18 protein-coding genes are annotated in these 25354 nt (G+C 33.2%); 10 read left to right on the forward strand and 8 right to left on the reverse strand.

Annotated elements, in window-relative coordinates; genetic code table 11:
• Together VP395_RS15295 and hemL are read left to right on the forward strand one after the other, a co-directional pair.
• Nucleotides 1-1023 (forward strand): glucosaminidase domain-containing protein, encoded by a 1023-nt coding sequence (locus VP395_RS15295; protein ID WP_346242900.1) that lies wholly within the window; start codon nucleotides 1-3, stop codon nucleotides 1021-1023.
• A 6-nt stretch (nucleotides 1024-1029) separates the two neighbouring features.
• Complete coding sequence (gene hemL, locus VP395_RS15300) at nucleotides 1030-2316, forward strand: glutamate-1-semialdehyde 2,1-aminomutase (RefSeq protein WP_346242901.1); 1287 nt, start codon at nucleotides 1030-1032, stop codon at nucleotides 2314-2316.
• Between the two features lie 69 nt (nucleotides 2317-2385).
• On the opposite strand, the gene VP395_RS15305 is transcribed toward hemL, so the two are convergent.
• The 4 genes from VP395_RS15305 to lysS form a co-directional block, all read right to left on the reverse strand.
• Nucleotides 2386-2865, reverse strand: coding sequence for a hypothetical protein (locus VP395_RS15305; RefSeq protein ID WP_346242902.1), 480 nt, complete (start codon nucleotides 2863-2865; stop codon nucleotides 2386-2388).
• Nucleotides 2866-3070: 205 nt separating this feature from the next.
• Nucleotides 3071-4276: a hypothetical protein gene (locus VP395_RS15310; protein ID WP_346242903.1), complete on the reverse strand. Its 1206-nt coding sequence runs from the start codon at nucleotides 4274-4276 to the stop codon at nucleotides 3071-3073.
• A 362-nt stretch (nucleotides 4277-4638) separates the two neighbouring features.
• Entirely contained in the window at nucleotides 4639-6696 is a 2058-nt protein-coding gene (locus VP395_RS15315; RefSeq protein ID WP_346242904.1) for a response regulator, read from the reverse strand.
• A 59-nt stretch (nucleotides 6697-6755) separates the two neighbouring features.
• On the reverse strand, nucleotides 6756-8450 hold the full coding sequence (gene lysS / locus VP395_RS15320; RefSeq protein ID WP_346242905.1) for a lysine--tRNA ligase: 1695 nt from the start codon (nucleotides 8448-8450) through the stop codon (nucleotides 6756-6758).
• Nucleotides 8451-8626: 176 nt separating this feature from the next.
• On the opposite strand from lysS, the gene VP395_RS15325 reads away from it, so the two are divergent.
• From VP395_RS15325 to lipB, 3 genes are read left to right on the forward strand one after another with little or no spacing between them, the layout of a single operon-like run.
• On the forward strand, nucleotides 8627-8785 hold the full coding sequence (locus VP395_RS15325; protein WP_346242906.1) for a YqaE/Pmp3 family membrane protein: 159 nt from the start codon (nucleotides 8627-8629) through the stop codon (nucleotides 8783-8785).
• A gap of 38 nt (nucleotides 8786-8823) precedes the next feature.
• The gene (locus VP395_RS15330) at nucleotides 8824-9573 is read left to right on the forward strand and encodes a hypothetical protein (RefSeq protein WP_346242907.1); all 750 of its coding nucleotides are present in this window, start codon (nucleotides 8824-8826) and stop codon (nucleotides 9571-9573) included.
• 4 nt (nucleotides 9574-9577) lie between these two features.
• Nucleotides 9578-10288 carry a lipoyl(octanoyl) transferase LipB gene (gene lipB / locus VP395_RS15335; protein ID WP_346242908.1) on the forward strand — a complete coding sequence of 237 codons (711 nt, stop codon included), beginning with the start codon at nucleotides 9578-9580 and terminating at the stop codon, nucleotides 10286-10288.
• A 112-nt stretch (nucleotides 10289-10400) separates the two neighbouring features.
• Here lipB and VP395_RS15340 read toward each other — a convergent pair whose 3' ends face one another.
• The 4 genes from VP395_RS15340 to VP395_RS15355 all read right to left on the reverse strand — a co-directional run bounded on the left by VP395_RS15340 (nucleotide 10401) and on the right by VP395_RS15355 (nucleotide 15718).
• Nucleotides 10401-11126 carry an ankyrin repeat domain-containing protein gene (locus VP395_RS15340; RefSeq protein WP_346242909.1) on the reverse strand — a complete coding sequence of 242 codons (726 nt, stop codon included), beginning with the start codon at nucleotides 11124-11126 and terminating at the stop codon, nucleotides 10401-10403.
• Between the two features lie 106 nt (nucleotides 11127-11232).
• Nucleotides 11233-12282: a nucleoid-associated protein gene (locus VP395_RS15345; RefSeq protein WP_346242910.1), complete on the reverse strand. Its 1050-nt coding sequence runs from the start codon at nucleotides 12280-12282 to the stop codon at nucleotides 11233-11235.
• 330 nt (nucleotides 12283-12612) lie between these two features.
• A complete protein-coding gene (locus tag VP395_RS15350) occupies nucleotides 12613-15045 on the reverse strand; it encodes a DUF3352 domain-containing protein (protein ID WP_346242911.1) in 2433 nt (810 codons plus the stop codon).
• A gap of 73 nt (nucleotides 15046-15118) precedes the next feature.
• Nucleotides 15119-15718 (reverse strand): ribonuclease HII, encoded by a 600-nt coding sequence (locus VP395_RS15355; protein WP_346242912.1) that lies wholly within the window; start codon nucleotides 15716-15718, stop codon nucleotides 15119-15121.
• A gap of 255 nt (nucleotides 15719-15973) precedes the next feature.
• Between VP395_RS15355 and VP395_RS15360 the strand changes: the two genes are divergently transcribed.
• From VP395_RS15360 to VP395_RS15380, 5 genes are all read left to right on the forward strand, one after another.
• Nucleotides 15974-19342: a SusC/RagA family TonB-linked outer membrane protein gene (locus VP395_RS15360; protein ID WP_346242913.1), complete on the forward strand. Its 3369-nt coding sequence runs from the start codon at nucleotides 15974-15976 to the stop codon at nucleotides 19340-19342.
• 11 nt (nucleotides 19343-19353) lie between these two features.
• Nucleotides 19354-20862, forward strand: coding sequence for a RagB/SusD family nutrient uptake outer membrane protein (locus tag VP395_RS15365; protein ID WP_346242914.1), 1509 nt, complete (start codon nucleotides 19354-19356; stop codon nucleotides 20860-20862).
• Between the two features lie 22 nt (nucleotides 20863-20884).
• The gene (locus VP395_RS15370; RefSeq protein ID WP_346242915.1) at nucleotides 20885-21733 is read left to right on the forward strand and encodes a zinc-binding metallopeptidase; all 849 of its coding nucleotides are present in this window, start codon (nucleotides 20885-20887) and stop codon (nucleotides 21731-21733) included.
• A gap of 6 nt (nucleotides 21734-21739) precedes the next feature.
• Nucleotides 21740-23128: a DUF4302 domain-containing protein gene (locus tag VP395_RS15375; protein WP_346242916.1), complete on the forward strand. Its 1389-nt coding sequence runs from the start codon at nucleotides 21740-21742 to the stop codon at nucleotides 23126-23128.
• Between the two features lie 201 nt (nucleotides 23129-23329).
• Nucleotides 23330-25312, forward strand: a complete 1983-nt coding sequence (locus VP395_RS15380; protein WP_346242917.1) for a putative porin — start codon at nucleotides 23330-23332, stop codon at nucleotides 25310-25312.
• Nucleotides 25313-25354 lie beyond the last annotated feature (42 nt).

The raw sequence follows: 25354 nt of genomic DNA on the forward strand, positions 1-25354 counted from the left end.
ATGAAGAAGATAATAGTTTTTTGCTTGTTGGCAAGTTTGGTTGTAGGCTGTGGTACTAAAAAAGTAGCCGCTAGAAAAAAAACTTCAAGTAAACAAAAAACCGAACAGGTTGCTGTAAAAAATGAGCGTCGAAACAACTCAGTAAACAAAGAAGTTGAAGAAGTTGTGAATGGTGTTGGTGTTAAAATAACATCTACCGATGAGTATATTGCCCTTTTTAAAACCATTGCACAAGAAGAAATGCGTTTATATGGCATTCCTGCAAGTATTACTTTGGCGCAAGGTATTTTAGAATCGAATTCTGGAAAGGGTAGACTTGCTATTGAAGCTAACAACCATTTTGGTATCAAATGTCACGAGTGGACAGGTGACAGGATTTATCATGATGATGATGCTTCGCAAGAATGTTTCAGAAAGTATAATGACTCCAAATATTCGTATAGAGACCATTCGTTGTTTTTAACACAGCGTTCCCGATACGCCGCTTTATTCAAACTTAAAAAAGAAGATTATAGAGGTTGGGCAAGAGAATTGAAAAAGGCAGGCTATGCCACCGATACTAAATACCCAGATAAACTAATAGGTTTAATAGACCGATACCGTTTACATACATATGATGAAGAAGTTTTGGGTGATGTTTATGTGAAATATGAAGAAGAAATAGGCATGTTTTCAATGTATTATGTAGAAAAAGGAGATACCATGTATTCCATTTCTAAAAAGTTTAATGTTACTATAGATGAACTTAAGGACTTAAATAATTTAACCAGCACAGTGCTTAGTGTTGGTCAGAAAATAAGAATCAATAAAAATGCAACAGAAATGGCAGTAGTTGGAGCTGGTCAAAAACCGACTATAAAAGCAGTAAAAGAATACCGCTCGCACATCGTTGAGAAAGGGGAAACTTTGTACTCAATATCAAAACTATATGATATAACTGTTTCCGAACTTCAAAAAATGAATGGTTTAAGTGATACTGCCTTAAATATTGGGCAAGAACTTCGAGTTAAACCAACAAATTAAATACAGATGAATTATACAAGAAGTAGTGCCTTATTTGCACAAGCCGAAAAGGTGATTCCTGGAGGCGTAAACTCACCCGTTAGAGCATTTAAAGGTGTTGGTGGAACGCCCATTTTTGTAAAAGAAGCCAAAGGTGCTTATTTATATGATGAAGATGGTAACCGTTTAATTGACTACATTAATTCTTGGGGTCCTATGATTTTAGGGCATGCGTACCAACCTGTTGTTGATGCGGTTGTTGAAAAAGCAAAAAAAGGCACATCGTTTGGAATGCCTACCGAAATTGAAACACAAATTGCAGAGTTAGCAGTTTCTATGGTACCAAATATTGATAAAATACGTTTTGTAAACTCAGGAACCGAAGCTTGTATGAGTGCGGTTCGTTTGGCAAGAGGCTTTACAAAAAGGGATAAAATTATAAAATTTGCTGGATGCTACCATGGGCATAGTGATTCGTTTTTAATTCAAGCGGGTAGCGGAGCGAGCACTTTTGGTACACCTAACAGCCCAGGAGTAACGCAAGGTACAGCTAAAGACACCTTGTTGGCAGCTTATAATGATATTGAAAATGTAAAGCAATTAATTGAAGCTAATAAAAAAGAAATTGCTTGTATTATTATTGAGCCTGTAGCAGGAAATATGGGCTGTGTGCCACCTCAAAATGATTTTTTAAACAAATTAAGAACACTTTGTACTGAGGAGAATATCTTATTGATTTTTGACGAGGTGATGACGGGTTTCCGGTTAGCAAAAGGTGGTGCACAAGAGCTGTTTAATATCAATGCAGATATTGTTTGCTTTGGAAAGGTAATTGGCGGCGGTTTGCCAGTTGGAGCTTTTGCGGCTAGAAACGAAATTATGAATGAGTTGGCGCCATTAGGTCCCGTATATCAAGCGGGAACATTAAGTGGAAACCCGTTAGCTATGGCGGCAGGTTTAGCCATGTTAACCGAATTGAACAACGATGTGGAAGTTTTTAATCGATTAACTGAAAAAACAGCCTATTTACACAAAGGAATTACCCAGGTTTTAAATGAAAATAAAGTGGTTCATACAATAAATAGAGTGGGTTCTATGATTTCGGTGCATTTTGATGCGACCCCTGTTGTAGATTTTAAAACAGCTGCTAAAGGCAATAATGATACTTTTAAAAAGTTCTTTCATGGCTTGCTTAATGAAGGTGTTTATATTGCGCCAAGTGCTTTTGAAACATGGTTTATTACCGATGCCTTGGCTTATAGCGATTTAGATTTTACTATAGAAGCAGTAAAAAAAGTATCAAAAACATTATAAAAAGAAAGCGCATTTCTAAATAAATGAAATGCGCTTTGCATTAAAAAACTAAACTAACTAAACTAAATTTTATTGCTTTTTGGGGCCTTCGCCTCTTTTTTTACCATCACGTTTTTTCATGCCTATAGCTCTTTCTTGCATTTTTCCTTGGGATTTCTCCCATTTGTCAAATTGCTCTTTGTTTAAAATCGTTTTCATTTTGGCTTTCATCGCAATTTGATGGTCTAACTTAGCATTTTCTCTGGCAAGACGTTCTTCTTTTGAAGGTTTTTCCATGTTGCCACTTTCTTTTTTTGCTTTAAAAGTTGCCATCATTTCTTTGCGTTTGGTGGCGTTTTTAAGATTTATGGCATAAATTTCTTTTTGTTGCGATTGATTTAAATCTAGGTGCAACGTCATTTTTTTTGTTTGTAGGTTTGCCGCTTCTTCTGGAGTTAGGTCACTCATTCTATGAGTTCTTTCTTCACGGTTTGGACGTTCTTTTCTTTCTTCTTGTGCAATGCCTTGAATAGATGCTAAAGCTAGTGCAATTACTATAAGTCTTTTCATAATTGAATTTTTTATGTTTATTGCTATTAGGACTTTATGAATTTAAAAAGGTTTAAAGAAGGTGTTGTTTTTAACAAGAAGTTAACTTTGGATGGGTTTGCGTTAGGGGTTGCAGTGAAAAGCCCACAGCGACCCCGACGCGTCGGGGGAGCGAGGACTTGTAACGAAAAACCCGACCCTTGTGGTAACGCCCATCAAAAAAAAATTATTTAAAAACAGGTACTTTTAAGCTGATGCCCGTTTGAAAATCGGCGGCATTATTTACACGAAAATCTTCTTTAAAATACAAGGAAAGCGTTAAGTTTGGTCTGCCATAGGTGTAAATAAAGGTCCAATAAGATAAGGCAGTATATAAAGTAGAAAAACCGTGTTGCCAACCGCCGTTTATTTCTTGCCACTTACCAATTAGTCTGTAATAGTCGGCTTCTTTTTTTTGGTTGTACCTAGATTGAATTTGGTAGTTAATGCTTAGGGCGTTATAGTTTTTATGTTTTGTGAATTTAGTTATTTCAAGATCAGCTTCAATGGTTGCTAAATAAGGGTTGTTCCCTAAATCGATAACCTCTTTAAAGTTAATGATGTTTTTCCGTAATATATTCATTCCAACGCCTGCATTAAATTCGTAATTGTTCTTTAATTCAATTTTTTTAATGGCATTTGCGGATAGACCAAAATCTAAAGAGCTGTTGTGTTTTGATGTGTTAACACCCAAATGGCTTCCAAAATTAACGTAAATATTTTTAGAGTTGCTTTTTGGAAATGTTGGATAGTAAAAATGATTGAGTTCTATACCGCTTAAAAAAAAATCGTAGTTGTTTAGTTCGAGCGTATTTCCATTTCTATCGTTGTACCTGAAATTTACTTGATTCAATCCGTAGTAACGCCTCCCGTAAGGGTCTTCACCTCCCGCGACATTACTATGGAACCATTCAATGCTTTCATCGCTTGTAAATAAAGATAATGGGTGTTTTCCTTTGGTAATTAAATAAGAGCGTAGCGTAACGTCTAGTTCGTTTTTTTTATTTAAAGGTATATTGAAGCCAAATCGAAACTCTTTAATGACGGCATCTATGACGATATTCATATAATCTGCAGGAGTGGTTTCTTGATCTTCAAAATGAAAGTTTCTGTGGTACCAAATTAATTTACTCTGTTCTTTTCTTACTTCGGGGTCTTTTGGTAAATAGGTTTCTACAAAAGGATGAAAATTGTTACCGCTAGTAGAGCTAAAAGTAATAGTTGTGTTTTTTTGAGGAACTATTTTGAAATTGGTATTAATTCGAGAAGTAAAAATTCCAAAATGATGGGTTGCTAAAATACTAGGTTTCTCAATACCATTTTTAAATGATATGCTGTCTTGTTGTTGTGCTGATAAAATAAGGTAGAATCCACAAGCAATTATGAGTATCACGTTTTTTAGCATTTTGTAAAAATATAGAAATTTTTAAGACTAGTGGATATAAGATTTTTGGGTTGTATTTGTTTATTGCGTATGTTATATGACGGCTGTTTTTTCTTAAAAAATTAACATCTAAAACCGTTTGTCTTAAAGAAGTTTTAAATTTTCAACTTCTTATGTTAAACATTTCTAAATAGTTTTAATAGATGAAATAAAATGCGTCCATTTGTATTGTTATTTATTGGAAACATATAATAATTACATAGTGGTTATTAGTTTAGTAATAAATTAAGTTTAGTTGGTTAGTTTGTAAAAGCCAGTGATTGTAGAATCACTGGCTTTTTATTTGTTTTAAACTATCTGGTAGGATAGTATTAAAGAGTTTGTTCTTCGCTATTATGAAAATGGAATTGTAAAAGCTTATATAGATGTTCCTTTTTAAAAGGTTTGGTAAGGTAGTTGTTCATGCCGTTTTCGATAGCTTTGTTTATAGCTTCGGTTGTTACATTGGCTGAAAGTCCAAAAATAATAACATGCTTGTCCGATTGTCTTATAATACGAGTCGCTTCCCAACCATCCATTTCGGGCATGTGGATATCCATAAAAATAAGTTGGTAGTTTTTTTGATTAACTTTATCTAAAGCGACTTTGCCGTTTTCTGCCGTATCCGATTTTATGCCTATGTCTTCAAGGAATTTTTTTAGAACAATAATATTAAGGTTGTTGTCATCAACAATTAGCACATTTATATCGGCTGTTTTAATGTTTTTTTTGTTTTCGGAATGTTTTACGTCTTCTTCTGTGATATCAAATAAAAATGAGGCTGTAAATTTAGAACCTACTTGGTGTTCGCTTTCAACAAAAATTTCACCACTCATCATAGATACCAGATTTTCACAAATTGCCAAACCAAGACCGCTGCCTTCGTGCTGCTTTTTTACGCTATTTTCAATTTGTGTAAACCGGTTAAAAATAGTGTGCAATTTGTTTTCGGGAATGCCAATGCCTGTATCTTCAATACTAACAATTAGTTTTAATTTGTTCTCTATAACAGTTTCAGAACATGTAATAGTAACGCCACCTTCTTTAGTGAATTTTAAGGCATTTTTTAGTATGTTATTTATAACTTGAGTGAGTTTGTTTAGGTCGCCAATAACCGTTAAATCAAGAACGTTTTCAAAATTGGTTTTTAAATAAAGATTCTTTTTTAAAAATAAAAACTGATTAACTTCTACGAGTTCTTTAATTTTTTTTACGGGATTAAATACAACTTTGTCTAATTCTACTTCCCCTGACTCTATTTTATCAATTTCTAAAATATCATTAACAAGGTTTAAAAGATTGCTTGAAGATTTGTCCATTAAATCGACATATTCCTTGTGGATATCACTTAATTTTTCATCTTTTAAAAGTTCAATAAAACCAATAATGGCATGTAAAGGCGTTCTGATTTCATGACTCATGTTCGAAAGGAAATCGGTTTTTGCCTGCGACGCTTTATTGGCTCTGTCTTTTTCTTTATTTAATTGATCATTCAATTTAACTAAAGATAAGTTAGCTTCTACAGCTTGCTTAGCGCCTTTTCTGGCTCTTAAATAAAAGTGAATAAGTAATGAGACTATGAAAGCAAGAAATATTCCAATAATTAAGGCTATGTTGATAACAATTTTGCCTTCAGCCATCAATAATTTTTCTGAAGGGTAAATATTTAAACGCCAAGTTTGAGCTTCTAGTTCATCAACGTGTATGGTGTTTGTGTAAACAATATTTCGCTTTGTTTTTAGTCTTATGCTATTATTGGCTTCATAAAATAAGTGGTCTTTATCATCATATAGTTCTATAGCATATTGGTCTTCCAAATAATCAACTAACCGATCAAAATTGCTGTTAAAATTCATGCCAGCAGTTATTGTACCTTGAAAGTTGTTGTTAAAATAAACAGGTACATCTACAAGAAAAGCATTCCCAGACTGCGTTAATTTTAACCAAGAGGTAATGTTGGTCTTGCGGCTTTTAGAATGACTAATCCATTCGTCTTTTCTGTAATCGAGTTTAGAAATATCTAGGTTTAATGCTTGTTCGTTACCTTTGTATGGACTTATTTTTCTAATAATCATTAAGCTATCAATCCACTCAATAAACTTAAAAGAGGCGTCTTGCTTTAATATTAAATTAGCATCGTGTTCCCAGTTTTCAAAGTAATTGCCATTTGTAAACTCTAATCTGCTTTTAACATTTTCGAGTTTAGAAATATCAGAATGAATGATGTTGTTAATTTCTTTAGAAATTAATTTCCCCGTATGAAATAAATCTTCTTCTATAACAGCATAATACTTATTTATGGAAGTTAAGTATGCGGATATGATGAGAGTTATGAGTATAAAAAAAGTGGTTATAGCAATTATTAAATCTAACTGTGTTTTTTTAAACATAAACTATTACCATTTTTATATATAAGTTAAAAGGAGTTATAAAAATTAAGATAACGATATTACGAAATATATTCTACAACCAAATCATCATCCGTTTTTGTAACGTTTGCCAATTTGTGTTTGGTTAAACCTTTAATGCCTTTATCCCAAGCTTTGTTGCTTAAACCAGATTTGGATTTCAAATCGTTTAAACTCATGCTTTTGTTGGTTTTTAAAATCTCAAATATGGCTTTTTCAGCGTCGCTTAATTCTACCGCTTTTTTCTCTGGGCGCATTTGTGGGAAGAATAAAACCTCTTGTATTGATGGGTTGTTGGTTAAAAACATAATTAATCTGTCCATACCAATGCCCATGCCCGATGTTGGAGGCATCCCATATTCTAAAGCGCGTAAAAAGTCGTAATCTATAGTGCCTGTGGCTTCGTCATCACCTTTTTTTGCTAATTCTATTTGGTGTTCAAAACGTTCGCGTTGGTCTATTGGGTCGTTAAGTTCCGAATAGGCATTGGCTATTTCTTTACCACAAACCATCAACTCAAAACGCTCGGTTAATTCGGGGTTTTCTCTGTGTTCTTTACACAACGGACTCATCTCTTTCGGATAGTCTGTAATGTAAGTAGGCTGTATGTAATTGCCCTCACATTTTTCACCAAAAATTTCATCAATCAATTTGCCTTTACCCATGGTCTCATCCACTTCAATGCCCATGCCTTTTGCAGCAGATCTAATTTCATCCTCAGTTTTCCCAGTAATATCAAAGCCTGTAAATTGTTTTATAGAATCTGCCATGGTGACTCTGGCGTATGGCGCTTTAAAATCTATTTCGTGTTTGCCAAAAGTAGTTTTTGTAGAGCCGTTTACAGCAATGGCACAATGTTCTAGTAACCGCTCACAAAAATTCATCATCCAATTGTAATCTTTATACGCTACGTATATTTCCATAGCGGTAAACTCAGGGTTGTGGGTTCTGTCCATGCCTTCGTTTCTAAAGTTTTTAGAAAACTCGTAAACACCATCAAACCCACCAACAATCAATCGTTTTAAATACAATTCGTTGGCAATTCGCATATATAGCGGAATGTCTAAAGCATTGTGATGTGTGATGAAGGGACGCGCTGCTGCACCACCTGGAATGGGTTGTAATACAGGAGTTTCAACTTCAAAATAACCAGCATCATTAAAAAACTGACGCATGGCATTGAATAGTTTGGTACGTTTTACAAACACGTTTTTCACCTGTGGGTTTACCACCAAATCGGCATAACGTTGTCTGTAACGTTGCTCAGGGTCAGTAAAGGCATCAAACACAACACCGTCTTTTTCTTTAGGTAATGGAAGTGGTTTCAAAGCTTTGCTTAATAAGGTGAAGTCTTTTACACGCACACTCTTTTCACCAACTTGTGTGGTAAATAATTCGCCTTCAACACCCACAAAATCACCGAAATCCAAAAGCTTTTTAAAAACCTCGTTGTATTTTTCTTTATCGTCGCCAGGGCAAATTTCATCACGGTTAAAATACACTTGTATTTTTCCATCAGCATCTTGTAAATCGGCAAAACTAGCTTTTCCTTGCACCTTTATCATCATCAAACGCCCCGCGATTACCACCTTTTTACCTACTTCAAAGTGGTCTTTTATTTGTTTCGATGTGTGTGAAACTGGGTATAAATCGGCTGGATAGGGGTTAATTCCTAACTCGCGTAATTTTGCTAATTTTTCTCTTCGTACAAGCTCTTGCTCTGATAATTGCGACATATTCTAAATTTCTGAGTATTTTTTTAAAGGCACAAAGATAAACATTTGATTTACGATTTACGATTTTAGAATTATGAATTTTTGGGCTTTAGACGTTTCTATCTATTGTAACAAAAAACATAAATTTACGACCTATAGAAAAATCATCAATCTAGAATCGTAAATTTAAAATCATTATGAGTTTTTGGAGAGTTTTACTATCTATTATTTGTCCACCTTTAGCCGTTATCGATAAGGGTTGTGGCTCTGTTTTTATTGTCTTTTTATTGTGGCTTTGTGGCTGGGTTCCTGGTGTAATTGCAGCGTTGGTTATTCTTAATAATCCAAAAAATTAAACCTATCTTTGCTGTCAAATTTTAATACTTAATAATTTATGAGAAGGTTTTTTGCCCTTTTTTGTTTGGTAGTTTTAACAACTTTTACCAGTTGCCAGTTTTCTGAGAATATCTATATAAATGCCGACGGTTCTGGTAAAATGGAATTTTCGTTTGATGGTAGCCAACTCATGCAAATGGCGGGCGATAAAATAAGTGAGAGCCAAGAGAAAGCTATCGATTCTACTTTCAGTTTTAAAGAATTATTCAGTACCATGAAGGATAGTATTTCTAAACTATCGGAAGAAGAACAACAAAAAATAAAGAGTTTGGAGCCGTTTAATATGCACATGGTTATGGATCCAAAAACATCAAAAATGACCTTTGATATGTTTACTGATTTTAAAAATGTAAACGAACTTCAAGATATGTTTAAAGCCATGAACAGTTTTGGTGCCTTAAAAGGTAAGGAGAAAGCAGGTACTGATGCCAATCCATTTTCTTCTTTTGGTGGTGATGGCACTACCGAACTAGATTATAAGTACGATGGTAAAATATTTAAACGTACAGCCAAAATAATTGATAAAGAAGCTTACAAACAAGTAACCGATAGTTTGGGGCAAATGGCTATGATGTTTGGGTCTTCAACCTATAAATTAAATTATCATTTTCCGAAGCGCATTAAATCGGTTTCAAACGAAACAGCTATGTTTAGTGCTGATAGAAAAAGCGTTACCATTGAATATGGTTTTATGGACTACATTTCCAATCCCGAAGCTTTAAATTTAGAAGTTGTATTAGAAGATTAACGTTTTGAACAAAACCATTGAAATACAAGATTTAGGTTTAAAAGATTATAAAGACACTTGGGATTACCAAGAACAACTTTTTAAGGGGATTGTTGATGCTAAAATTAAAAACAGGCGAGATAATACACAGTTTAAAACCAATAATTACTTTTTGTTTGTAGAGCATCCGCATGTGTACACTTTGGGTAAAAGTGGCGATATGTCTAATTTATTGGTAGATGAAATCCAATTAAAAGCCAAAAATGCCACGTTTTATAAAGTTAATAGAGGTGGCGATATAACTTACCATGGTCCGGGACAAATAGTAGGATATCCTATTCTGGATTTAGATAATTTTTTTACAGACATCCATAAATACCTGCGTTTTTTAGAAGAAATGATTATTCTTACTCTTGCGGAATATGGTTTAAAAGCCGAAAGAAGTGAAGGTGAAACAGGTGTTTGGCTAGATGTGGGTACACCATTTGCTAGAAAAATATGTGCCATGGGCGTTCGTGCCAGCCGTTGGGTAACGATGCACGGTTTTGCTTTGAACGTAAATGCCAATTTGGGCTATTTCGATTTGATGATTCCCTGTGGTATTCGTGGGAAAGCAGTAACTTCTTTAAACGTAGAACTTGGCGTTGCTAAAGTTGATGAAACAGAAGTGAAAGAAAAACTGTTAAAACATTTTAGTGCGCTTTTTGAGGCAGAGTTTTTTAATGCTAAACTTTAAATAGCATATATTCTTTTTTTGTAAATTTGGATTGCTGTACAAACCAAAACTTCGTTTCCAAAATAGCTTAAAGAGTTTTTTTTTTAACTCAGCTTTGTTGGTAACGGTTATTTTACATGTATTTTTCAATCAATTCAGCAGCTTTTTTTTGACCTCTTTCTTTAGCTAAATCAAATGCGTTTTTCTTTTCTTTATTTTTTAATTTTAAATCAGCACCGTTGTCTATTAAAAGCTGAATTATATCTAAATATCCTCTTTTTGCCGCTTCGCCTAACGAAAAATCTCCATCTTCATCTTTGTTGTTAACATTTGCGCCATTTTCAATAAGAAATTTAACTATTTCATAGTGTCCTTTTGACGCTGCGTGTTCAAGAGGTGTTGCTCCATCCATAGCTTTGATGTCAATTTTAGCACCATTTTGGGCTAAATATTTTACAATTTCTAGATGGCCATTTCTTGCGGCTACTCTAATTGGAGTAAAATCGCGATATCCTTTAAAATTAACATCGGCACCACTTTCAGTTAAAAGCTTCACTATTTCAAAATACCCTTCTTGACAAGGAAATTCTATTGGAGTTGAGTTTCCTGGATTTACTTTGTTTACTTGATTTACATCAGCCCCATTATTAATTAAAAATTCTGTGATTTCATAGTTGTTATCAGCAGTTGACCTCCATAATGGAAAAAGTCCGTTTTTACTATATTCAGAAATGTCTTCTCCTTTTTTTATAAGTGATTTTACTGTTTCAAGATCTCCTTTTTCAACAGCTTTATATAATTTTTGGGAATATCCAATTGATGTTATTCCAATAAACAGTGCAAGTAATATTTTTTTCATTTATTCAGTTTTTAATTGTTGCCAACTTTTTATATATGGATGATTTCAATTATCTATATCACAGCTAAACGAATTTAGTTGTTTTTTCTTGTAAAATAAAAAGTTTTTAATTCTCAACATTAAAAAACACCTTGTAATAATGCATTTTCTTTTCATCATCATAACCGCGTTCTAAATATTCGGCAGAGGCATCGGGTGCATCAATATCCAGTTTTATTTGTATGTTGGTATCTAGCTTTATATCGGTTTTAATCTTTTTCTTTTCTTTGTTTACAACAGCTTCGGCAACATCAAATTGGTTTTTAATAACTAAGTTTTGTTCGCCTTCAAAGGTTTTTTTGTAATCGTCAAATAAGTTTTTATGTTTGTCTTCTTCAAAAATTTCATCTTTAAAACGTTCAACGTTTACCACCTCATTTTCTTTAAAAAAATCGATGGTTTTAGCTAAAAAGGTATTCTGTTCTTGAGCACCATAGGTGGTTTTTAAAATTTCGGTTGAGAAATCTTTACAGAGTTCTATATATTGTTGGGTGTGGTTATTCGCATCATCGGCATATTTTATGTTTAAAAACTGGTTTAGCCAGTATTGGGCATCGTAACTGTTGTTGTCTACGCTTAAAATAATGTTGCCTTCCGTATCAGTTTGGTTTAAAATTATGCAGCCTTTATCTACTTTTTTAGATGAGATCCCTTTTTGAACCAATACATCATAACTATTGTTTTCTAAATAGGTTTGAAAAAAATTGACTTTATTTTCAATTTTAAAAATACCCAAAGCGTTTGTGGTTATTTCGTTAAACTCGATGCCTTCAAACATAACCACCAAAACATCGCCTGTTTTTATTTGCGCCGAGGTAGATTGCTCGTATAAATGGGTTACTATATGCTTTGAAACGTCTATAAAAGTTTCTTCATCATTAAAAATTTGCGTGCTGTAACTGTTTATTTCGTTTAATGAAATATTAGCATGGTGGTTAAACCTGTAGCTTTGTACCACGCTTCCAAATGGTCTTAATAAAAATGGGAGCATTAGGTCGTAACTGGCTTCATCAAAATCTACTAACTTTTCTGAAAAGGCATTTTTTGTGCCGTTAAATTTATTACCAACTTTATGAATAATGAATTTTGATATAGAGGCGTTTTTTCTTGAAATCATGGTGTATTTATTATGAGTACAATAGTACTAATTTCAAAAGAGAAACCATAAAAAAAGAACGCCAAAGCATGATGCCTTGACGTTCTCAGATTCGAGGACTTTTCGATTTGGTTATCGTTATGTTTTTTCAACACAGCACATAAGTAAGTGTCAGTAAGCGCTAAATGGCAAACTGAAGATTTATACTATAACTTGTGGTTGAGTTGTAATTAATTCGTTTTTTAATAAGGTTGATAATAGCAGCCCTAAAGATAAAAATTACTTTTTCATGTGCAAAGAGTTATGTGAAAATTCTTTACTACACCAATTTGTAAATGAGTGGATTAGGTTTTAATTGATACGATAGAGCAGTATGGAATTAGTTTCGCCTTTTGTTACAAACTCCAAGCTATTGTCTTTGTCAATATTGTCTAGGGCTATTTCTGAATTGCCATACACAGGGAAATTAGGCAATAGGTTTCCTTGGCTATCAAATATGTAAACTTTTTGAGTTTGTAAATCGGTAATGGCAACATAAATTTTATCCTTAATGTAAAACAGTTCGGGTTTTGTATAAGTGCCAAAATCCAATTCTACAATGTTACTTTTAATGGTTAATTTGTTTTCGTTAAGCGTTACCAACGTTTTACTGCTAGCTTCTATATTATGTTTTTCTGAAAGGTTTAAATTTTGAGTTGAAACACCTCCTTTGGTGTCTAAAGAAATTAATTGTCCGTTTGAAGTTGTTGTAGTAAATGTATCGCTGTATAAAAAGATGGGTTGATTTGAAAAGTTTACGGATGTTTTTGGATTCACTCTTGTGTTTCCTGTTCTGTCTAAAATATGAAGCGTGTTTTGGGTTTTAAATACAATATAGTCTTTACTACTTATTCTAAAATGTTTTGGTTGACTAACAAGAGCCTCTTTAGCCGATTTAAAATTGAAACCATTTACCGTTTTGGCATGAACATCGTAAAGCAATATGTTTTTGCCTTGGGTAACTAACAGGCGGTAATCTTTATTTCTATCATAATCAAAAACTGAAAGTGGTTGGGTAATAGCATCATTAAATTTACCAGGAAACGGTGCAACATCTTTACCATTTCTGTCAATAACGTATACACGGTTTGGAGTTGCAAATGCTAATTGTAAGCGCCCGTTTTTAAAAACATCAATTTGTTCAATGGTTCCTAAAACAGCACCTTCAAGTTGTTTTTTCCAAAGAATTTTTCCTTTATTAGAAATTAAATAGAGGTTGTTTTTAATATCTTGAACTACTATTTCTTTTTCTTTAGTAAGATGATTGGTTACAAATTGAGGCTTATTTAGAATATCGGAAGCCAATTTGATATTTAATTCTTCTGAAACCGAGTTTTGACTTACCCTGGTTTTGCTCTTTTTTATAATGGCGTTTAGATGGGCAAAATTAGAATCGTAAATAAATTGTAATGCCGAAGAGCTGTAATTACTGAAAGAATCCTCTAAATCATCTTTAAAATTTTTACTTAATATAGATTTTAAAGATTTACTGCTAGTAGCAAGAAACAAAGAAGAGGCATTACTTAGTTGTTCTTTAGCTTTTTTAAAAGTTTCTAATTCACTAAACGTGGTTTTATTTTGATAGTTAGAAATGATGTTTTGTAGTAAAGCAGAACTATTAGAAAACACAAAAAAGTTGTCTAAGACGCAATATTTATTAGGGTTGATGTTTTTAATTAAAGGTGAAAAAGTATCAACAAATAGCTTAGGTTGGCTAAAACTATATATTTCTATGCCTCTATAAGCTTCAACTATGGTTTGTTCGCCAATAAGTGCATCTTCGGTAGCAATAAAATCAATGGAATTTAACGCAATGGCACGATTTTCATCTTGATAAATAACACCAACTTCTATGATATTATCAAAAAGAGGCGAACTGCCTGCAATAGAATCCTTCTTTGTATATGCTTTTAAATTACCTTCAATAGTTTGGAAATTTTTAAAGGTAAAGCTCATAAAACCATCACTATCAAAAGGTGTGATGTTTTGAGTTTGGTTTTCCTGCGGAATGGTGTTTCTAAATATGTTGCTTAAAATTTTGGTGGAATCGGTCGCTTTGGTAATACCATTAACATATATATAGTCTTGGTTTACATTCACATCAATAGCTATATAATTGGTGAAAGCATTTAGATTTAAAGATTCCTCAATAAAAAACGATTTTATAAAAGGGGAGTTGGCATTTATTATAATAGAAAATGTTTTATCGTTGCTGGTAGAGTTGTAAATTTTAACTAATTCTTCATTCATGTTAGAACTGGTTAAAACGGTGTTTATAGCATCTTTTGATGATGCTGTAAAAAAAGTACTGTCTATTACAGTGCTGTAAAAAGTGTTATTGTTGTAGGTGGATTTTGTGAGTGTTTGGTTTTCGTAGCTAATTGTTTCTTCAACATAGTTTTTAAGAGAATCTCTTTTGAATAGTTGAGGGGTGAATTTTGTTATTATGGTAAATTGAAGACTGTCTTTTTCGTCTTGTGAAAAACAGATAAGTAGTTCGCCATTTGGTTTTAAAAGTTTTAAATAATCTAAATTGGTTTCTAAATGTTTATAGGCACTGGTTTCAGAAAACTTATTTAAAAAATCACTGTTCTTAATACTGCTTTTTAAGTCTTCAAGATTAGATGTTTTTATAATAATGGATGTGTTTTCTGGAACAAAATCGATAAGATTGATGCGATTTTTTTCAGTAGTAGAACAACTAAAAACAACAAATAATAAGATGGCGAAACCAAGGAATCTCATAAAACGAATTAATTTATACAAACCTACATATTTTTCAATTTATAGCGTACATAAAATAGCGTAATGTAAGCAGTTAAATATCTAATTTTATTTGTTCGGGTAATAACCGAAACGATTTTCTATGATACTTGGTAATTCCGTATTTCCGTATCGCTTCTCGGTGTTCTTTTGTTGGATAACCTTTGTTTTGTTTCCAGTTGTACATGGGGAATTCTTCGTGAATAGTATTCATGAATGCGTCTCTATATGTTTTTGCTAATACTGAAGCTGCGGCGATACTTAAATATTTACTGTCTCCTTTAATTATGGTTTCAAAAGGAATGTCTCCGATAGGTTTAAATTTATTACCATCAACAATTATAAATTCTGGTTTGGGTGTTAGTTGTGTAATTGATTGATGCATAGCCAAGATAGAGGCATTTAAAATATTTATTTGATCTATTTCATCTTGAAAAACATGAGCTACACCAAAAGTTAATGCTTTTAATTCTATAATAGGCTTTAAAGAATCCCTTTTGCTTTCACTAAGTTGTTTGGAATCGTTTAAAATCGAATTGTTAAAAGTTGAAGAAAAAATAACAGCAGCGGCAGTAACCGGACCTGCTAAACATCCACGTCCAGCCTCGTCTGTGCCACATTCTAAAACAAAATTTGAATGGTTTTTTAACAACATATTTTAAAAAGTTTTGACAAATTTATAGTTTTTATTTAATTGGTTGTGTTTTCTGAACTTCTGTTTTTGGTTATTAAATAATCATGTTTTTTTCAATTTTGTTCAATCTTTTTTATTGCAAACGCCTTAATATTAAATATTCGTTAAACAAAATGGGCAGGAAACAAATATTAGCACATTTATTTAAAGTTTTTATTTGTTTCTTTAAGATTATATTAAGATATTCGTTTTTGGACTAACTCAAATAATTATTGTATGAAATTAAACTTGACAAGTTTGTTAATGCTTTTTATGGTATTTTCAATTCATCTTTCCTTTGCTCAAGAAAAAAATATTACCGGTAAAATTGTAGACTCTTATAATATGCCTCTCCCAGGAGTAACTATTCTTATCGAGGGAACCAACAGAGGGGTAACATCAAATTTTGATGGTGAATATTCAATTTTAGCCAGTACAGGAAATATTTTGAAATTTAGTTTTGTAGGCATGCAAACCAAAATGATTACCGTTGGAGAAAATAACGTTATTAATATTGTAATGATTGAAGACGTTGAAAGTTTGGACGCTGTTGTAGTAACGGGATACCAAAATGTTAGAAGAGAATTATTTACCGGTGCTTCGCAAACATTAAAAGCAGCAGATATTAAATTAGATGGTGAAGCAGATATTTCTAGAGCTTTAGAAGGACGCGTTGCAGGTGTAAGCGTGCAAAACGTAACTGGAACGTTTGGTGCTTCACCTAGAATCACTATTAGAGGATCGTCATCTATTTTAGGTGACACAAAGCCTATTTGGATTGTAGATGGCGTTATTCAAGAAGAAATAGTTAATTTATCGGTGTCCGATTTAGTTTCTGGAGATGCAAGTACCTTATTAAGTTCTGCAGTTGCTGGGTTAAATGCTTCCGATGTGGAGAGTTTTGAGATTCTTAAAGACGCTTCGGCAACGGCACTTTACGGTGCTAGAGCGTTAAATGGTGTGGTGGTTATTACTACCAAATCTGGTAAGAAAAACCAAAAACCAACATTTAATTATGCAGCAGAATATGCTGTAAGAGACATTCCTAGATATACAAATTACGATTTGTTGAACTCGCAAGAAACCGTGTCTGTTTACAGAGAAATGGAAACAAAAGGGTTTTTAGATCTGCCATCTTCATTTCAAGGCAGATACGGTGGTATTTATAATATTATGTACAGGGCCATCAATAATTATGATGAAACTACGGGTCAATTTCAACTTCAAAATACACCAGAAGCAAGAGCAAAATTTTTACAACAGTACGAATTGGCAAATACCAATTGGTTTAAAACCTTGTTTAATGCGGCACCAACGCAAACACATACCATGAGTTTTTCTAGTGGTGGTGAAAATGCTACGTCTTACGCATCATTAGGTTATTACACTGATGGAGGGTGGACAGTAGCCGATAGAGTTAGAAGAATAACAGGGAATTTAAGAAATACCTATTTTTTAATGGGCGATAAATTAAAGATAACGTCACAGTTACAAGGTTCTATTAGAAATCAATTAGCACCAGGTACATTTGCTAGACAGGAAGACGTGGTTAGCGGTTCTTATACAAGAGATTTTGATATCAATCCATTTAGTTATGCACTTAATACAAGTAGAGCATTGCGTGCTAGAGATAATGATGGTGATTTAGAATATTCCAGATACAATTGGGCACCTTTTAATATTTTAAACGAACTGGAAAACAATGCCATTGAACTAAATGTGTCAGATATCAAATTTCAAGGACAAGCCGAATATAAAATCAATAAAAATTTAACCTTTAACTTTTTAGGTTCTGCACGTTATGCTTCATCTAATGGCGAGCATGCCATAACCGAAGACTCTAACGTTGCTGCAGCATATAGGGCAAATGAAACAACGATTGTGCAAGATCAAAACACCTTTTTGTTTTCAGATCCAGATTTTCCTAACTCGAGACCAAAAGTAGTATTGCCTGTTGGGGGTATATTAATTACTTCAAAAAACACTTTGGTTACGTATACCTTTAGAAATACTTTAGATTTCACTAAAAGATTTAAAGATAATCTTCACGGAATTAGAATTTATGGTGGACAAGAGTACAGATACACCGATAGAACTGAAAGTAAAAATACTGGTTATGGATATCAGTTTTCTCGAGGAGGTACTGTATTTACCGATCCAGATATTTTAAAGAAAGCCATTTTGGACGGTAACCCTTATTTTTCTGCTGAAGAAACCAGACAACGGGAAGTCTCATTTTTCGCAAACGTAACCTACGATTTTGATAAAAAATATGTATTAAACGTTACGGGAAATTATGAAGGCTCTAATAGAGCTGGTAAATCCACAGAATCAAGATGGTTGCCAACTTATACTATAGGAGGTAAATGGAATGCAGATAAAGAAGATTTTATAAAAAATTCTGATGTTGTTTCAACATTAGCTTTCAGGCCCAGTTACGGGCTTGTGGCACTATTAGCAGACAACGCTACAAACAATTTAGCTGTTTTTAGAAGCCAAATTACCGATAGGCAGTATAACGATGACCGCGAAAATTATATAGATATTGAAGATTTACAAAACAGCGAATTAACTTGGGAAAAAACACTAGAGTTAAATTTAGGTGTCGATGTTGGTTTTTTGAATAACAGAATTATGTTAAACTTTGATGCCTATTTCAGAAAAGGTAAAGATTTAATAGATCTTATTCGAACCACAGGTATAGGTGGCGAATCTATTAAACTAGGTAATAATTCTGAAATGACTACAAACGGTATCGAGTTTCAAGTTAATACCGTAAATATTGATAGTGATAATTTTAGATGGAAAACAGGATTTAATATATCACACTTTAATCAAGAAGTAACCTCACTTAAACAAGAATCGAACGTGTTCGATTTAGTTACAGGAACGGGTAGAGGTAATGCCATTGGCTTTCCAAAAGGATCTTTGTTTTCATTCCAATTTGAGGGACTTAACGACTACGGTTTACCAACATTTTTAACACAGGATCCAGATTTTGATCCTTCAAAACCTTATGATTTAATAGATTTTCAAGATACCGACAGCGTATTGGATTATTTAGTTTATGAAGGTCCTACAGAGCCTAATATATCTGGTGGACTTTCAAATAATTTCACCTTCAAAAACTGGGATTTTAGTTTCTTTATTTCTTTTTCAGCGGGTAATAAGGTTAGATTGGCTCCAGCATACAAATCGGAATATACAGATTTAGATGTGTTTCCAAGAGAGTTTGTAAACCGTTGGTTGTTTCCTGGAGATGAAAATATTACCAATGTTCCAACAATTGCATCACAAAGTGTATTGCAGTCATTTGGAGAAAACGAATTGGAGAGAGCTTATAATGCCTATAACTATTCAACAGCACGTACTGCCGATGGTGGTTTTATTAGAATGAAAAACATTTCCTTAGGGTATACGTTTGATAAGCAAGTAACCAAAAAATTAGGGATTTCTAATTTCAGATTGAGTTTACAAACCACCAATCCGTTTTTAATCTATTCAGATTCAAAATTAGGTGGTCAGGATCCAGAGTTTTTTAGATCTGGTGGTGTTGCTTACCCAATTTCAAGGTTGTTCACTTTCTCATTAAATGTTGGTTTTTAAAAATGAATACTATGAAAAATATAAAGTTTAATATAATAAAAGTCTTAGCTTTTGTTTTACTGGCAGCTTCTTGTAACGATGTTTTAGATGAAACTCCAGACAACAGAATCGACTCTATAGATTCTCCAGAAAAAATTGCAGAACTTTTGGTAGCAGCCTACCCAGATGCAGCCTATGTGCCTTTTTTAGAACCGATGTCTGATAATGCAGGCGATAAAGGTCCAAGTGCCGATACAGGTATTGATTTTGCAACAACGCTTAACCAAAGAATGTATTTTTGGGATGATTTTAATGATATTGATGATGATACCCCTACAAATTATTGGAACAGGGCTTATAAAGCCATAGCACAAGCTAATCAAGCGTTGGCGTCTATTGAAGCATTGGGAGGTGGTTCAGAGTTGGATGCCTTAAAAGGTGAAGCACTTATATGTCGTGCCTATGCTCATTTTATGTTGGTTAGCATATTTTCAAAAGCATACAGCTCATCTACTGCAAATTCAGATTTGGGAATACCTTACGTTACCAAACCAGAAACCGTTTTGTTGGGCAAGTATGAAAGAGGTACTGTAGAGAATGTCTATAATCAAATTAAAAATGATATTGAAGCCGGACTACCTCTAGTCACAGATAATTACAACGTAAAGGCTTTTCATTTTACAAAAAAAGCAGCAAATGCATTTGCTGCTCGCTTTTATTTAAATAAAGGTGAATGGCAAAAAGTTATAGACCATAGCAATAGTGCTTTAGGGGCAAATGTGGGAAGTGTTTTAAGAGATTGGACAAACCAATATAGCCCAAGAACCTATTCTGAACAAAATTACTTATATACATCATCAACTGAAGAACCAGCAAATTTGTTATTGGTTTCTGCTTCATCTATCTATAACAGATATCATTTTAGCGCCAGATACCAAATGAACAATACTATTGCTAGCCAATTATTTTTTGGTCGGAATATATCAGGTAGATTTTGGTCTTTTGGGGTGTATGGTTCTTCAGATTTGTATTACAACATTCCTAAGTTTCAAGAGTTTTTTAAAGTAACCAATCAGGCAGCAGGAACGGGTAATGCTTTTGTTGCTTATGTATTATTATCTACAGATGAGGTTTTGCTTAATCGAGCTGAAGCCTATGCCATGTTAGGACAATTAGATGATGCAGCTACAGATATTAATATGTCATTATCGGTAAAATCGGATGATTATAATTCTGCTACCGATGCGCTAACAGCATCAGATATCGCAGCCATATATCAAGGGTTTCCATCATCAATTTATACACCATTTTATACCATTCCAAATGAATCGCTTCCTTTTATAGCTGCTATTTTAAGTATAAAAAGAACGATTTTTTATAATGATGGATTACGATGGTTTGATATAAAGAGACATAACATAGCTGTAACTCATACCGATAATTTAGGTAATAGTTACACCTTATCTAAAACTGATAATAGAAGACAAATTCAAATACCTGAAGCAGCACAATCTTTTGGTATAGAGCAGAACCCTAGGTAAATACAAAAAAAAAATCGTAACAATGAAAAAATATATATACATAATAACTATGGTGTTGGCATTTATAATGTCATGTAGCGATGGTTCAGACAGTATTGGAGAAAGCCAAATAGATACCAATCCACCAATATTAAACGAGTTGGATATATGGTTAAGAAGCAATTTTGTAGCTCCCTACAATATTGAAGTGCTTTATAAATGGGATATTAATGATACAGACGTCGATCGGTTTTTACATCCACCTCTTGAATCTAGTGTAAAACCAGTGGCTAACGCTTTACAAAAGGCTTGGATAGAACCTTATACCCAAGTTGGTGGTGCCGATTTTATAAAAAAAATAGCCCCAAGGCAATTTACATTGGTAGGTAGTTTTAATTACAATCCTAACAGTCCAACCATTACACTTGGTGTTGCAGAAGCAGGAACAAAAATCACACTCTTTAACATCGATTATTTAGATTTTACAGATATAAACAGTATTAAGCAGCCCTTAAAAACGGTACAGCATGAATATGCCCATATTTTAAATCAAAACATTCCTATTGATGAGGCATACGGACTTATAAATCCAGAAAATTATACAGCTCAGTGGTTTAACAGAGATGATGCCGAAGCTAGAGAATTAGGTTATATTACTGCTTATGGTTCTAGTCAAGAAAGTGAGGATTTTGTTGAGATGGTTTCGGAGATGTTAACCAATTCCAAAGCAGAATTTGATGCTATTGTAGAAAGTATTGATAATGAAGAATCAAAAGCAATCATTAGAGAGAAAGAAGCTATGGTAGTAGATTATTACCAAAAAAACTTCAATATAGATTTGTACGAACTTCAAGAAATTGTAGCTATTGCAACACAAAACCTAGTAAATTAAATAAATATGAAAAAGATATATATAAAGTTTGGTTTCATCTGTTTGCTGTTTTTTGGGCTTTTGTCTTGTAATAGTGATAATAGCGAAACCCTTTTTCCAGAATCACCAGCCGATAGAATTGCCCAAAGCAACAGCGAACTACTAAATTTACTGCTCGCAGAATCCAATGGTTACAAAGGGGTTTATTTTCCTAAGGACGATGAATTTGGCGGTTTCACGTTCTATATGAAATTCAATGCAGACGGTACTGTTAATATGACATCCGATTTTGATGCTGATACAGCTATTCAAACCTCTTCATTTGAAGTTCGATATGGCAGTGCAACCGAATTGGTTTTTACAACAAGAAATCATATACAAAAAGTAAGCGACCCCGATTTTCCTGGATTAGTAGGTACAGGTTTTAAAGGAACTTCGGTGTTTCAGTATTTTGGAAACGAAAACGGCGTCATTACTTTTAGGGATGTTAGAAATTCAAGTTCGGGTCGTTTCGAGTTCATGCCATCAAATTTAACAAATTTCAATACTGAAAGTGTTTTAAAAGTACAAACGTCCTTGGCGCAACGTGAAAATTTACTGCCTACTCCAACAAGTTCAGTGTTTCAGGTATTAAAAATTGAAAAAGGCAATAAAGTATCTAATTTCAACTTTAATTATGATGCTTTTAGGTTACATGCTTCACCAAGGGTACTTGTGGAAGGGACTGTTATCTCGGTTCAAGAATTTAATTTTGGTATCGCTTTTACAGAAGATGGTTTAATAATAAGCCCATCTTTGGAATTTGATGGAGAAGCTTATACCAATTTCACTTATGATGATGCGACTTCAAGTTATATTTCAACAGTAAATGGTACAACAGCAACTATTTTATTCGATAACCAACCCGCATTTATTAATGAAGATGTAAACCAATTATTAGATTTAGGGCCTACAGGTTTTTTATATAGGCCAGCATTGGGCAGCAATCCTTTAACATCAATTGGTCATGATGCAATGATTACACAAGTAAACGCCAATTTAGGAACCATTGGCTTCTCTTTTGTAGAGTATCAATTAGTTTTAGATTTTGAAAGTGACGATTGTGACACATTTTTATTTATAAGGGTTAGAAGAAATTCTGATGGAGCTACATTTTCGACGTTTTATTGTTTTGAAAAAGCAGTGATTCAAGATAGAAAGTTATTCTTAAACTATACAGCTCCTTTTGGTGGTAATGGAACATTCTTAGAAACCAGATTGGCGCCAATAATTAATTTTTTTAATAGCAGTCAAGGAATTATTTATACAGATGAAGACAGTTTTTCTTCAAGTTTAGGTAGTTTTAGCAATAGAGCAGGAACATTTACAAGCTTAGAAAACCCATCAATTAGAGTTTATGGGTTATGGTTTGGCTAATAGATTAAGCTGATTTATGGATAACAATAAAGAGATCGTCTTTACTTTTTAGGCGGTCTCTTTTGTTATTATTGAAAATATAAACTATTTATTAAATAATTTTTCCATTTTATAACGTTATCATATTTTGTATTTACATTTGCACCGTTAAAAATGATTATACATATTTAGTCATTTAACTCAGTATCGAAACGTATTACTATGACTTTATATTCAGGTTTAGAATCAATAAAGAATTATCATTCAAAAAGAAACTTGCTTTTAGTACTTTTTTTAATACTACAGTTCAACCAACTTTTTGCTCAAGATAAACCCAAAAAGTCTAATCGATTAGGTAGAGAGTTGGGTTTGGTACAGCCTAAGGACTCTCTTGCAAAAGAAAAACTTCCAAAAGTAACAGATTACTTAATTATTTCGCACGTTAACGATACAACCTATGTCGATACTACATTATCCATTAAAAAAGAGTATAAATTCAATTACTTAAGAAAAGATAATTTTGGGTTGATGCCTTTTTCAAATATGGGTCAATCCTATAACAGCCTTACCTATAATTTTCAAAACACCAGTTTAATGCCAAGTTTTGGTGCTCAAGCGAAGCATTTCTTTTATATGGAAGTTGAAGATATTAACTATTACCGCGTTCCAACGCCATTTACAGAACTGTTTTTTAAAACCGCTTTTGAACAAGGGCAGCAAACAGATGCATTTTTTACGGTAAACACATCGCCTCAATACAATTTTTCAATAGCATACAAAGGTTTACGCTCTTTGGGTAAATACCAACACATATTAACAAGTAGCGGTAACTTTAGGTTTACATCAAATTATAAATCTAAAAATAGCAGATATAATGCAAAAGGGCATATGGTAACGCAAGATTTACTAAATCAAGAAAATGGAGGTTTGCGAGACGATAATGTGGTATACTTTGAAACGGGCGACCCCGAATTTTTAGACCGTTCCATTTTTGAGGTTAATTTTGAAAACGCAGAAAGCCTCCTAAAAGCTAAACGTTTTCATTTAGACCATACATACCATATAATAAGGAAAAGAGATTCATTATCTAAGAACAAACTTAGTGTTGGGCACATAATATCTTTTGAAGATAAATATTATCAGTACGATCAATCTTCAGCAAACAGTTTCTTTGGTGATGCTTTTAAAAATTCAAAATTAAAAGACCGTGCAACACTTGAAAGTTTTTATAATCAATTTCAGTTAAATTATAGTAACAACATAATAGGAGATTTACAATTCAACGTAAGTAATAGCAATTATAATTATGGCTATGATAAGCTGGTAGTTTTAAACGGTAATACCATAACTAACAGATTAAAAGGCGATATCTTTTCAACAGGTGGTAAATACCATAAACAATACAAAGGTTTCGAGTTAAAAGGAGAATTGGGTATTAATGTGTCGGGAGATTTTGATGGTAACTTTTTAAAAGGAACAGCAACGTTTAAATTAAATGAAGACATAGTAGCATCTGCATCCTTAAATCACAGTTCAAAAGCGCCAAATTTCAATGCCCTATTATATCAAAGCGACTATGTTAGCTACAATTGGCAAAACAATTTTAATAATATTGAAACGCAGCAACTCGCATTTAACTTAAAATATAAAAATCTAGCCAACATCACGGTCGATCTTAATACTATAAACGATTACGTATATTTTAAAATGGACGAAACATCGCAACAAGTAAAGCCATTTCAAAACAATGCCACCATTACCTATTTGCGAGCTAAGTTCGAAAACGAAATAAGAGTAGGTAAGTTTGCATTAAACAATACCGTGTTGTATCAAAACATGCAAGACAATAACAATGTTTTGAATGTACCACAACTAACAACCCGAAACACGCTATACTTTTCTAGCCATGTATTTAAAAAAGCCATGTACTTGCAAACGGGCGTAACCCTAAATTACTTCACAAAGTATTATATGAATGCGTATAACCCCTTGTTAGCAGAATTTTATGTACAAACCGATCGTGAATTCGGTAATTTCCCAAGGCTGGATTTCTTTTTAAATGCAAAAATCCGTCAAACCAGGGTGTACTTAAAAGCCGAACATTTTAATTCATCACTTACAGGCTACAATTATTATTCAGCACCAAACAATCCGTATCGCGACTTTACAGTACGTTTCGGTCTCGTTTGGAATTTCTTTTTATAATTTTTGGGCGTTTCCCTGTGGGGTCTGGCTATCCGTTTCAAT

It is taken from the genome of Mariniflexile soesokkakense, assembly GCF_039650365.1.
In the GTDB taxonomy this organism is placed as follows: Bacteria; Bacteroidota; Bacteroidia; order Flavobacteriales; family Flavobacteriaceae; genus Mariniflexile; species Mariniflexile soesokkakense.

Bases quoted from the DNA above. Each gene is read 5' to 3' on its own strand.
- VP395_RS15370 (WP_346242915.1), top strand. From the start codon at position 20,885: ATGAAAAAATATATATACATAATAACTATGGTGTTGGCATTTATAATG.
- VP395_RS15365 (WP_346242914.1), top strand. From the start codon at position 19,354: ATGAAAAATATAAAGTTTAATATAATAAAAGTCTTAGCTTTTGTTTTA.
- VP395_RS15330 (WP_346242907.1), top strand. From the start codon at position 8,824: ATGAGAAGGTTTTTTGCCCTTTTTTGTTTGGTAGTTTTAACAACTTTT.
- lysS (WP_346242905.1), bottom strand. From the start codon at position 8,450: ATGTCGCAATTATCAGAGCAAGAGCTTGTACGAAGAGAAAAATTAGCA.
- VP395_RS15325 (WP_346242906.1), top strand. From the start codon at position 8,627: ATGAGTTTTTGGAGAGTTTTACTATCTATTATTTGTCCACCTTTAGCC.
- VP395_RS15315 (WP_346242904.1), bottom strand. From the start codon at position 6,696: ATGTTTAAAAAAACACAGTTAGATTTAATAATTGCTATAACCACTTTT.
- VP395_RS15360 (WP_346242913.1), top strand. From the start codon at position 15,974: ATGAAATTAAACTTGACAAGTTTGTTAATGCTTTTTATGGTATTTTCA.
- VP395_RS15380 (WP_346242917.1), top strand. From the start codon at position 23,330: ATGACTTTATATTCAGGTTTAGAATCAATAAAGAATTATCATTCAAAA.
- hemL (WP_346242901.1), top strand. From the start codon at position 1,030: ATGAATTATACAAGAAGTAGTGCCTTATTTGCACAAGCCGAAAAGGTG.
- VP395_RS15305 (WP_346242902.1), bottom strand. From the start codon at position 2,865: ATGAAAAGACTTATAGTAATTGCACTAGCTTTAGCATCTATTCAAGGC.
- VP395_RS15295 (WP_346242900.1), top strand. From the start codon at position 1: ATGAAGAAGATAATAGTTTTTTGCTTGTTGGCAAGTTTGGTTGTAGGC.
- VP395_RS15350 (WP_346242911.1), bottom strand. From the start codon at position 15,045: ATGAGATTCCTTGGTTTCGCCATCTTATTATTTGTTGTTTTTAGTTGT.
- VP395_RS15340 (WP_346242909.1), bottom strand. From the start codon at position 11,126: ATGAAAAAAATATTACTTGCACTGTTTATTGGAATAACATCAATTGGA.
- VP395_RS15355 (WP_346242912.1), bottom strand. From the start codon at position 15,718: ATGTTGTTAAAAAACCATTCAAATTTTGTTTTAGAATGTGGCACAGAC.
- VP395_RS15375 (WP_346242916.1), top strand. From the start codon at position 21,740: ATGAAAAAGATATATATAAAGTTTGGTTTCATCTGTTTGCTGTTTTTT.
- VP395_RS15345 (WP_346242910.1), bottom strand. From the start codon at position 12,282: ATGATTTCAAGAAAAAACGCCTCTATATCAAAATTCATTATTCATAAA.